This window comes from Kitasatospora sp. NPDC088264 (genome assembly GCF_040685715.1).
In the GTDB taxonomy this organism is placed as follows: domain Bacteria; phylum Actinomycetota; class Actinomycetes; order Streptomycetales; family Streptomycetaceae; genus Kitasatospora.
In genome coordinates this window covers 19,598-30,095 of sequence record NZ_JBFBIR010000079.1, presented here as the reverse complement: position 1 = coordinate 30,095, position 10,498 = coordinate 19,598, and the positions used below count along the sequence as shown (strand labels likewise).

Annotated in this window: 3 protein-coding genes; all 3 read right to left on the bottom strand. The window is 67.4% G+C overall.

All coding sequences use genetic code 11. The features are described 5' to 3' along the window. Positions 1 to 303 precede the first annotated feature (303 nt). The 3 genes from AB0O82_RS35150 to AB0O82_RS35140 all read right to left on the bottom strand — a co-directional run bounded on the left by AB0O82_RS35150 (position 304) and on the right by AB0O82_RS35140 (position 10,489). Positions 304 to 3,909, bottom strand: coding sequence for a tetratricopeptide repeat protein (locus AB0O82_RS35150; RefSeq protein WP_363588544.1), 3,606 nt, complete (start codon positions 3,907 to 3,909; stop codon positions 304 to 306). Between the two features lie 134 nt (positions 3,910 to 4,043). Then, positions 4,044 to 5,204, bottom strand: coding sequence for a hypothetical protein (locus tag AB0O82_RS35145; protein WP_363588542.1), 1,161 nt, complete (start codon positions 5,202 to 5,204; stop codon positions 4,044 to 4,046). Further along, complete coding sequence (locus AB0O82_RS35140; protein ID WP_363588540.1) at positions 5,201 to 10,489, bottom strand: AAA family ATPase; 5,289 nt, start codon at positions 10,487 to 10,489, stop codon at positions 5,201 to 5,203. The genes AB0O82_RS35145 and AB0O82_RS35140 overlap by 4 nt, the downstream gene beginning before the upstream one ends. Positions 10,490 to 10,498 lie beyond the last annotated feature (9 nt).

The window sequence follows — 10,498 nt, the reverse complement described above, 5'->3', positions numbered from 1 at the left end:
CTCCACCAAGCCCCACTCGGCATCGGAGAGTTCATGGCGACGTATCACCACACCATGATCCACTAGCCAAGATCACTTTGACGACACTGCCTAGCAGCGTTGGTCGAATCCAAACCTCCGCTGCCAGGTGGTCCGGCGTAGCTCCACCAATGCCGGGCGCGGGTGCTCGGGTGCCAGTCGGTAGCTCTCGCTGGCCCCGGGGAGAGGACGCGGCTTCCTGCCGTTCCGGTCATCTGGAACGAGGTGGATCGACGGCCGCATCGGCACCGGCCGACGAGGACTCCTCCATCCCATCAGGAGAGATCAGCTTCCGTGGTAGGTCAGTACGACACGGGCGGCGGCGGCTTTCTCAACGTCGGGGGCGAGCTCGTAAAGTCTCATGAGCCGGTTGGCGGCCCTCACGTGACCGAAGTTGTCGACCAGTGCGGCGTAGAACTGTCCGAGCGCGTCCTCCAGAGGACTGCCGGCGTCGTCGCGCATCGCAATGCCGTATCGGAGCCCGGGCAGGATGAACGGAAGCGACGAGGTGGTGACCCATGGTTGGTTCAGGGTCTGCCAAACCAAGGCCGTGAGGTTCTGGTTCACTGCACCAGGAGGCGACGCCAGAGCGAGGCCCTTGGAAGCGGAGGCCAGCCATTGGCCGATGTCCTGCGGGTGCTGCTCGCTGATGTGCGCGATGCAGTCCAGCGTGAAGGAGGCTGCCGCCTGAGGTCGCGTCCACGCCTGCGGGCGCGAAAGGGCGAACGCGACGCCCAAGGCGCGCCACCTGTCGGCAAGGGCTGCGGCTGTGAACAGGTCTGCGGAGAAGGCGATGTCGACGTAGTAGTTCCGGAGGAGATCGGCCTTGATGAGAAGGACCTCGTGTGCGCTGAGTCGGCCGGTGGCGGCGATGACGTCAAGGAGGTCGAGGGTACCAAACCCTGGGACACCCTGAGCTAGGGCCATGGAGCGCAGGACCCGATCGTCGGCCCACAGGACCAGCCCATGCTCCTTCGCATAGTCGGGGGCGGTCAGCCACGCCGTGCTCTGCCCGCCAGGTAGCGGAAAGCAGCGCAGCTCGGGACGAGGAACCCGAGTGACCGAGGCGAAGATCTCGACGAGCCGATTCGAAGTGGAGCGTAGGCGTTTCAGTTCACTCGCATCTTCGACATGTACCCTTGGTTGTTGTCCCGTCTCGTCCCAGCTCAGCCTGAGATCGCTCTGCAGCGTCAGGAACTCCTCGGCCTGAAGGGCGTCTTGGAACAATTGGTCGGTAGTGACCACCTCCTCCAGACTGCCGAGCAGAAGCTCGGCGTGGCCCGGATCCAGCAGGGCCACGGTGTGTGCGCTGGTGGAATCGATGACCGTACGAAGGGACAGCGCCGCAGCTACCGCTTCAGCTGCCGCGTCGCCGACGGTGGCATCGCCCGCATAGACGCAGCCTGCGCCGCGGCGCAGGCTCGCCTCGGCGTAGCTGCGACCGGCTACCCACGTGATGACGCCCAGAGGCAGCTCTCCCGCGAGGACCTTGTCCCGGACCTTCTTGGCCTTCTCGTGTGCCTGCTTCAGTTCGTTGGCCATATTGACCAGTGGATCGTCGTCAGGCCCCACCTGCACGGCCCGGAACCGGGAGCTGTTCGGGAAACGTTCCAGGTATCGGGTGGTGGCTTCTCTGAGCTGGTTGCCGCAGTCCTCGGACCAGCGTTCCGGGCTACCGGCGGCACTCATGTGCAAGGCCATGACGCAGCTGCCGAGGAGCTCTTCGTCGTCGGGCCAGCGCTGCATGAGGGCCAGGGCTTGGCTGGCGAAGTCCACGTCGCTGGAGTGTCTCGTGCCAAGATTCACCCACAGCAGGGCCTCATGTTCGGTCCGGGGCTCGATGGGTGTCCCTTGGTAGGCCAGGACGTTCCACGCGTCCTCAATCAGACCGCGAGCCGCGTGGCAGTGGGCCAATGCCCACCGTGCGTCGAGGTCGTGCGGATCGCGCATGAGTATGCTGCGCGCTGCGTTGGCCGCCCGGTCTGTGTTGCCCTCGGAAAGCTCTGCAGAGACCAAGAGCGCATACATCCTGCTCTGGGCGGCCCAGCCAGGACCGGCGAGTGCCAGGGCAGCCTGTGCACACTCCTTCGTCTGTGCCGGCATGTCGGCATTCTGGTAAGCGTCGGCTGCCATGGCCATGAGGAGGGCGTCCCGCCAGTGCTCGGCGCCCGAGCGCAGTGCGCGTGCCCGCAGATCGTGCTGGCCGATGATCTGATAGCGCTGTGCCAGCATCACTACGATCATCCGGCTCTTGGTGACGTTGGCGCGCAGCACTGAGAGATCGCCGGCGGAGCTCGATCTCAGTGCCCGGGCGATGAGTTTGATCTCAGTGACGATCTCGGGGTAGGTGTCTTCGAGACGGTGCAGGTCGGCCGGTTCCGACCCACACTCAGCCATCGCCATCGCGGCACTGAGCTGCTCCTGCTCAGTGGTGGCCGCGCGCCAAACGGCTTGCCAGGCGGCGTGGACCTGGGGGGCCTCGGTTTGACCGTCTGCTTCCCGCTCCACGGTCACAGCTGTTATTTGAGCCCTGACATAGGCGCTCTTGACTTGGCTCTGGAGGCGTAGGACTTCGTCGTGGCGGCCGGTGAGCGCGGCGAGAAGTGCCCGCTGCTCGAGTAGCCGGGTATCACGTGCCTCACGTGCAAGAGCCTGCCCGCCAGGCTGTTCTTGGGTCAGGTCCCACGCGGCGGCCACATCTCCGCAGGTCAGGGCTGCCTGCGCTGCCACCACTGTGGGCTCCACGCTGTCGCCGAACCATATACGACGTGCGTCGCGGGCCTTGATCGCCAACGTGAAGGCTTCTAGCGCGTCGGCGAGTCGGTGCTCGCTCCGTCCTCGGCGTGCCCGGTCGAGGAGGATGCGAGAGATCATGATCTGGATACCAGATCGGGTACCGTCACGGTAGGCGGTGCGCAGCCGGGTCAGGGCTACGCTGTCCTGCCCTGCGGCGGTGAAGGCCAGGCCCTCAAGGCCGGCCTTGAGGGCCTGGCCGGTCGGGGTTGCCGGTTGCCAGAGCTCGAAGTGGGCCGACGCCGCGTTCCAGTCGCTGTCGAACAGCGCCAGTAGGCCTAGCAGCAGAGGTGAGCTGGGATTGTTGTGGGCGACCAGGAAGTCACGCGCATCCTGGTCTGCCCCGGCCGCACTGAGCTGCTGTGCTGTCAGTGCTACCCACTGGTCCCGTGGGAAGCCGCCATCGTCGATGCAACGCTGGAAGAACGTGACCGAGGCCCGGTGGGCGTCGTAATCCGACGCGAGTTGGGCCAGCCATGCGAAAGCATGCGGGGGCGCTTGCTCCAGCCAGCTCGGAAACCGGCCGGCCCATTGTTGAAGGAGCGCTCCGCGCTCTGTCGGGCAGCTTTGAAGGAGTCCTACCGCCTGTTCCACCGCCGGCCACGACTGCACCAGGTCCTGTGCCTCTTCCCGTGCCCGTGGGCTCAAGGTCAGCAGGCCCGCCGGGAAGTCGGTCCGAGTATCCAGACGGGCGAGGATCGCTGGTCCGGACCGGGCGATCTGCTCCAACGCGACGACGATGTCGTCGCGGAGGTCGGTGAACATAGCCAGCAGATCGGCCGCACCGAGGTTCCGCAGTCCCGCCAGCGCATCCTGACTCTCAGCCTCCCGGTCGCGCTTCCATGCCTCCAACAGTTCCATCGGGTATTCGGCGCTTCGAGGGCCGTCGACTGTCTTGTGATGCGGTGTGCACAGCAGTATCAGGTTGACGAAGCTGTTGCGCTGTTTGACGGTCCAGGACGGGTCGAACCGAGAACCACCGCTCTCGAACGCTCGGATGTGGGCGATCTCCAGGTTGAGCATGGGCGCGGGGCCGACCATGCGGATGACCGGTTCACCGCAATCTGGCCAGTAGCACGCGCCGCGGGCGAGAGCCATGAGCCCGGCGATCGTCGCGTTGGTGTAAGTACGGCGTGGTTGCGAAGTCACAGAGGACCCCTACTCAGAAAAGGGCGGCTGTTCGACTCGGCTGAAGTGCCAGATGCTGGCACAGCGCTCGGTGAGCCGACCTGTCATTCGTCATCATCGCCAGCTTCAGCCTGGAAGCTGACCGAGATGCCGGTATGCAGGCGTGCGGACCCGACGGCTCCGCACAGCCGGGAGAACAGGTCGGGGCGGACCAGGAGATCGGTGCCTTCGACTGCCGGTTTCAGCGGCTGGTAATTGCCGTCGTGGACGAGGTGTCCGCGCCAGTGGCGTCCGATGGCTGCCGGTCCGCTCTCGTCGCTGAGGCTGAAACCGCAGAGGCCTTTGGTCGGCTGAAGTCTGAGTGCCACGACGGCGGCCAGGACCGGGGCGAGCCCGTACGGGGGTGAGCCGAGACCAGTGCGTGGGTGGTACGGATCGGTGTGGCCAGCGTTGGTAAGCGCCGTCAGTGGCCAGTTCCCAGTTGAAAGGCCGTCCGCGACCGCAGCGGGGGAGGCTGTCGGATCCAGTTGCTGCCACGGCACGGTCCACACCTGATGCCGAGACCGCGCGAATGGCAGGGACCGTAGCGACGGGTCGTCCGGGCCGACTTCGAGCCCTACCGCGACGAGGACTTGGCGAGCAGGGCACGGGGGATGGCTTCTGGCGGGTGTGCGATGCCGTTCCATCATCGCGACCTGTGTCCACCCCGTGTACGGGCCGTCAGTGACGCGAGCCAGGGCCGATGCTCCGCCCGGCAGGCGCCGAAGTCCCGCTATGGCATTAGCACCGGAGGGCGGCCAGGGCCCTTCCTCGATGCCGCTGTCCCGGTACCACGGTGCTGGATCGACCGACCATCTGAGAGGAACTGGGCGGGTCAGCGGACGTGGTACCCGTGCACGTTCGGCGCGGAGGGCCAGGCGTGGGTCATCACGTAGTCGATCGGCCAGCGCGCGCTCGAATCGACGGGCTTCGACCAGTCTTCCGGACTGTGCGAGTGCTACCCGTAGACCGGCGGCAGCGCGCTGGAGCGCATCTTCTGCCGCTGATTCGTCGGCTAGGTATGCATCGGGGAAGTCCGTGCTGCCGGGCCGGTTCAGGAGCCTTAGCTGAGCGTGCATAAGTTGCTCCGCCTCGCTTGAGAACGCGTCGGCCACGAGGTCGATCACCGCTTCACGCAGACCCGGAACCCGGCTGCCTTGGTCCAACCGCTGTCCGAGGTGCTCTTCGACGATCGCTTCGGCGAGCGCGTGGACATTCGGGTTCATGGCTCCTCCTTGGGCTGTCCGTAGGCGAGGGCGTGGGTGAGGAACGGATGCGCCAGCGTGGCCGGCGGGTCGGGTACCGGACGGCCGGCGGCTTCCAGCACACGGGTGGCATCTGCTCGGACCGAAAGCATCGTGCTGCGTGCGAGGGCCGAGATCCGATCGACGAGACTGTCGTCGAGCCCTTCCTCCAGCGGTCCGTCGTGCAGTACCTGGAGCAGCCATCCGAGAGGGCCGGCGCCGAGGTCGGCGCCGAGCACCCGGGCCATGGCCGTCTGAGCCGCAGTCGGACGAGCGGCAAGCAGTACATCTGCGGAAAGCAGCCCGCGGCGCTGGCCCGAGCGTTCAGGTGTGGCGATTGTTGAGATACCGAGGAGGCACAGTGCCACATCGATGTCATGCTGCCCGCCCGGCTCACAAGGCGACCGATAGGCGCCAGAGCCAAGATCGATCTCGCCCGGCAGCCTGTTCGCGATGACGGCGAACGCTTCGTCCCAACAGGCGAACGCGCTGTGATTTGGGAGGGGCCCACCGATGGTCGGAGCTTCCGCCGTCCCGGGGGAACGAACGGTGAAGGCTGCTACGACCGCCTGGGTGACGCCGGTAGTGCCGTACTGGGCACCGGAGACGGTTTCGGCGACTTGGTGGGCGAGACAGTCGGCGGCGGTGGCCGCATCCAGGTCGTGAGCGCGCTGCCAGAGGTCCAGCCGGTCGCGGCCGGCGAAGGTGAGATAGCCCCCGCGGCCTCGAATCCTCGTGAACGCCAGGGTGAGGGCCATCGCGGCAAGACGCTCCGGAATTCCTGGTTCGCCGCCGATACTGCCACGCAACGCCAGGCCGGCGGCTAGGCCGGTGAGGAGTGCGCCACTGTCGAAAAGGTCCATTTCGTCGGCGATGTGGTGGATCAGTCGGACGGCGGCGTCGGTTCCGCTGTTGGCGGCAACGTCGATGAGCCGCAGGCCGATCGCATCCGTCAGGGCGTCGATCGACCATCGGGGCGCGGTCGTCCCGGATCGACGGGACGTGCCGTGGTAGTCCCGGACGGCGGCGATCAAACTTGCGGTGCTCGGTGGCAGTGTCGGGTGCTGGGGGGAATCCAGGAGGCCGACGGCGTCGGGGGAGGGCTTCTCGCGGTTCGGCGGATCGTCCGGCTTTTCCATGGCGGAGAGCGGAGATGCCCCGTCGCCGGCGAGCTGGTGCGCGGCGTTGCGGAGTGCGCCTGCCGGATCAGGACCGGTCTCTTCCGGCGCGTAGGTGAGGGGCTGGTCGTCGTACGTACTCGTGATCGCGTTCGCGAGGATGGACAGGAGGTTCGCGTGCCTTGCCCGATCGTTGGCCGGTAACTCGGCAAGCCGATGGAGTAACGCGGTGTCCAGGTCGTGACTGCGGCCTCGTGACCCGGCGGCGACTCTCAGGGCCGCCAACACGATCGCATCCGCGGAGCTGGCTTGGCTGACGAGGAGTTGACGGTGTGCAGCCTCCGAGAACGCGTCGGGGAGTCCGGGCTCGGTGAGAAGCATCTCTGCGGCCAGTGTCGCGGCGCTCTGGGGGTCGATGTCCGCGAGGAGACGCCACCAGGCGTGAGGGGTTCCGGAGGTGCTGCGCCCGTCCGTGTGGTGGGCGACCAGGTAGGTGAGTGGTTGGACCTGTTCGAGTCTGGCCCGGGTCCTGATGGGGTCGAGTGTTGCGAGGTCCGACATCGGGTCGAGTAGTTCATAGATGGTGGCGTCCTTGTGACTTCCGTATGCGGCCATGTAATGGGCGGCCCGCTCCCAGCATGCTCGGGCTTCCGCAGTGTCGTTCGCGAGGAGACTGATTCGGGCCATGCCCAGCTCGAAGTCCGCGCTTTCCGGATACAGCCAGCGTTGGCCTGCGTGTTCGTCGCGCAGCCGGCCCATGAGGTGGTGGACGACGGCGGCACCGGTGTGGTCGACGGTGCGGCTCAGTACGGCGAGCAGGTCGGTGGTGACAAGCGGACCGGAGGCGCCCATTCCCGACAGTGATGTGGTGGTGCCTTCACTGATGTGCATGAGGGAGCCCAGCGCGGCTTCGAGGTCGCCCTCGACGAGCAACGTCGCGGCGTCGAGGAACACGTCATGGACGTCGTCGTGGATGAACCAGAGGTCGCACGCACGGGGCTTGCCCGTGAACGGCTCGGCCGCCCGGGCGAGGCGGTCGAGCGCGACACGGACGGCGGTGGACGCGTTCTCCGGTGTGAGCGCCCCTTGCTCCACCTGCCGACGCAGACCGACGACCGCAACGGCGAACCTCAGCCACGCGCGGAAGAACCCCGGTCCGTCCAGCAGCGGGAGCAGCCGGTTCGGAGCCTGGGCATCGCACTGCTGGGCGACCGCGACGAGCATCAGCCAGCGACGAACCGACCCGGCCCAGGCTGGGGAAGGGTAGTTCAATGCTTCCTCGGTCGCCGCACGAAGGCACCCGCCGATGTCCGTGCCGAGGACATCGGCGGCGAGGTCGGCGCTAGCGACGCCGTGCTGCAGCAGCCGCCGTGGGTCCTCGCCTTCGGGAGCCGCCCAGGCCGCCACCGCCAGCGTGCGGGGCGACGGCATTCCGTGGCCGTTCCGGGCCGCCGTATCGGCCAGGTGGAGCAGAACTGCGGAACGGGATTCCGGGCGTTCGATCATCGGAGCACTGGCCAGGAGTGCAGCCGGCCCCAGACAGTCGAGGAGGACATCCAGGACGCGGGGGAGAACGGGCAAGCCGTCCTGATCGAGGAATACGGCGATGCGTTCGGCGGTCGCGAAGGCGTCCTCGTCACCAGTGGTCCGGTCTCGCCCCGGGGAACGGCGACGAGGTAGCCGTAGACCGCCGCGTAGCTGTGCCAGGAACACGTCGTGGTCGCTGTCGGAACCGTAGTGGACATTGTCGTTGGGGGTCTCCTCCCACGCCGTCAGGTAGGCCTCCCATGGAGCTGGTGCGCCTGTTCGGTCGACCTCGGCGCAGAGCTGCAGCCCCCACCGTGCGCTGACGGTGGGAACGCCGTCGTAGAGGAGACTGGCCGCGACGGCGTTCGCCCCGAGGAGCGCGATGAGCACGTCCGCGTGGGCGACGAGACTTCCCGCGAGGTTCTCGTTCTCGTAGGTATCGAAGGCCCGACGCAGTTCGACGCAGCGGATGAGTACCGGCCAGTCGCGGTGGGCGGCACCGCACCGGGCCACGAAGGCCAGCGTGTGGACGATGGCGGCAGGAGGCTGGAGCCCCGCGACCGCGCGGCCGAGGAAGTCGCGTCCGATCAGGGCGACGAGATCGTCGTAGCGGTCCAGATCGGCCAGGAGTTCCGGGAGATGGCGGAACGAGCGAGTGTCAGTGAAGAAGCCGCGTTCGGTGAGCCAGTCTGCTGCCGCTGTCCGGACCAGGTTGAGCCATCGCGCACTGCCGGTCCCCATCCGGGCGAAGCGACTGAAGCTCTCGTGATGGATCTTCAAACCGCCGATTCCCGGTTGCTGCGCCACGATGGGCGCAATGGCGGTGAGCGCGTCCGTGAGCATCGGCGCGATGAGCGGGAAGATCTCCTTGAGTTCGTCAGGGGTGACGGCGAAGTCGCAGACGGCGAGCAGCCTGACTGCCTGGAGCTGCTCCGGGCCGAGTCCTTTGAGTAGGTAGGTGTAGTACTCGTCGAGGTCGCGCGCGGACGCCGGAACGTCGCGGAGCCTGTCGAGTGGGTCGAGGGCCGCGCCGGGACAGCCCGCCGGTCCACTGAGACTCGGGTCCGGGCCGAGCGCTTGTCGGCACAGGTACGTCGCGTACAGGGCGTTGCCCCGGGAGTGGGACTGGATGAGATCCACCGCGACACGGGTCCGGTCCCCACCGCGCGAGCCGACGGCCGATGATCCCAGAGCGGCCGGGACGCCGAACCGCTCGGCCAGGTGCTGGGTCTCGGACCGGTGGAGCGGAGGGACGGTCACTGCGACGACGTCCTGATCGCTTACCGCAGCAAGATGATCACCGGGCTGGCTGGCCAGGAGTAGCACCGCACCGGCGGGGAGGCTGAGACCCGAAAGCTCCTCGATCAGCGCGCGGCCGGGATCCACCGCTTCGTGGAACGCTGCCCCGACCATGCGGCCGCGGACCCGGCCGATGTGGTCCAGCCCGTCGACGATGAGAGCCACCGGCCGGTCGGGGAAGTCCCGACGGATGCCGGTCACAGCGGCGGAGAGTACCTCGCGGGTGGCGGCGTATCGAGGGCGGATCTCGGCAAGGGTCGCCGGTGCGATCGATTCGAGCTGTCGGAGCAGGCTTCCGATGACGACGTCGTCGAGCACACGGCGTTCACGGTGGGAATCGGTGGAGCCGAGCCAGCAGTGGTGCCGGGCGACGATCCAGTCCTCGTACAGCCGGTCGGCGAGTTGCTCACAGAGCCACGACTTTCCGCTCCCCGGGCCGCCGGTCAGGACGACGACACCACCCTGCACGGCCGCCTCCTCCGCAGCGGTGGCCAGCGCCGCCAGCACCCTCGGTCGTGCCACGGCGACCGTCGGATCGACGGGGTGCCCCTCCCGGACCGCTCCGAAGTCGACGGCCAGGCCGAGCCGTGGGATGAGGTCGCCCGGGGTCACCGTTCCGTCGAGGCCCCGGGCGGCTTTCGCGGCCTCGATGAGTGCCAGCGCCACGTCCTCCGGTGTCCGGTGGCGGTTTGGCGGCCGTCCCGCGCCCAGTTCGTCGGCGAGCCGGCGCAGCAGGACGCGCTCGGCTGGCCCGGGGTCGCGGATGTCGAGAGAGCAACCGGGGAGACCGACGTCGACGACGAGGAGTTCGCAGGCTCGGTCGAGTACCTCGTTATCCAGGTCGGAGACCATCGATCGCCATGGATCCGCGGCCCGCAGCGCCTGTGCGTCGAAGCGATAGCGGGTGCTGTGCAGACCCGGCACGGCAGGCCCTGGATCGTTGCTCGTCCCCACCGGTTTGAGGACCGCGGTTAGTACCGGGTCCTTCGGATCCGTGTCGCGCAGGACGACCCGGTAGGTGGTGTCGGGGGAGCGGCGGACGTCCTGGTCGACGGTCGCGATCAGCAGGTCCAGGCGCAGTCCCCGGTGGTCGCTTGTGAAGCTCTTCGTCGCCAGCTCGCGGTCGTGTCCCGTGTGCTTGATCTGGAGCCGCTGACGGCCCCCGGTCCGCCATGTGCTCGTCACATCGTCGAAACGGTCGTCGCGGAAGACCTTGGTGTCGACGATCACCGAGGTGGCGCGGCCGAGAACGACGTCGACGAGAACGATCGCCGTCAGCAGGTCCTGGTACGCGTAGCCGAGATGGGTGGGACGCAGCCCCAAGAGAACTCC

Coding starts and splice junctions, on each gene's coding strand:
- AB0O82_RS35150 (WP_363588544.1), bottom strand. CDS start 3,909: ATGGCTCTCGCCCGCGGCGCGTGCTACTGGCCAGATTGCGGTGAACCG.
- AB0O82_RS35145 (WP_363588542.1), bottom strand. CDS start 5,204: ATGAACCCGAATGTCCACGCGCTCGCCGAAGCGATCGTCGAAGAGCAC.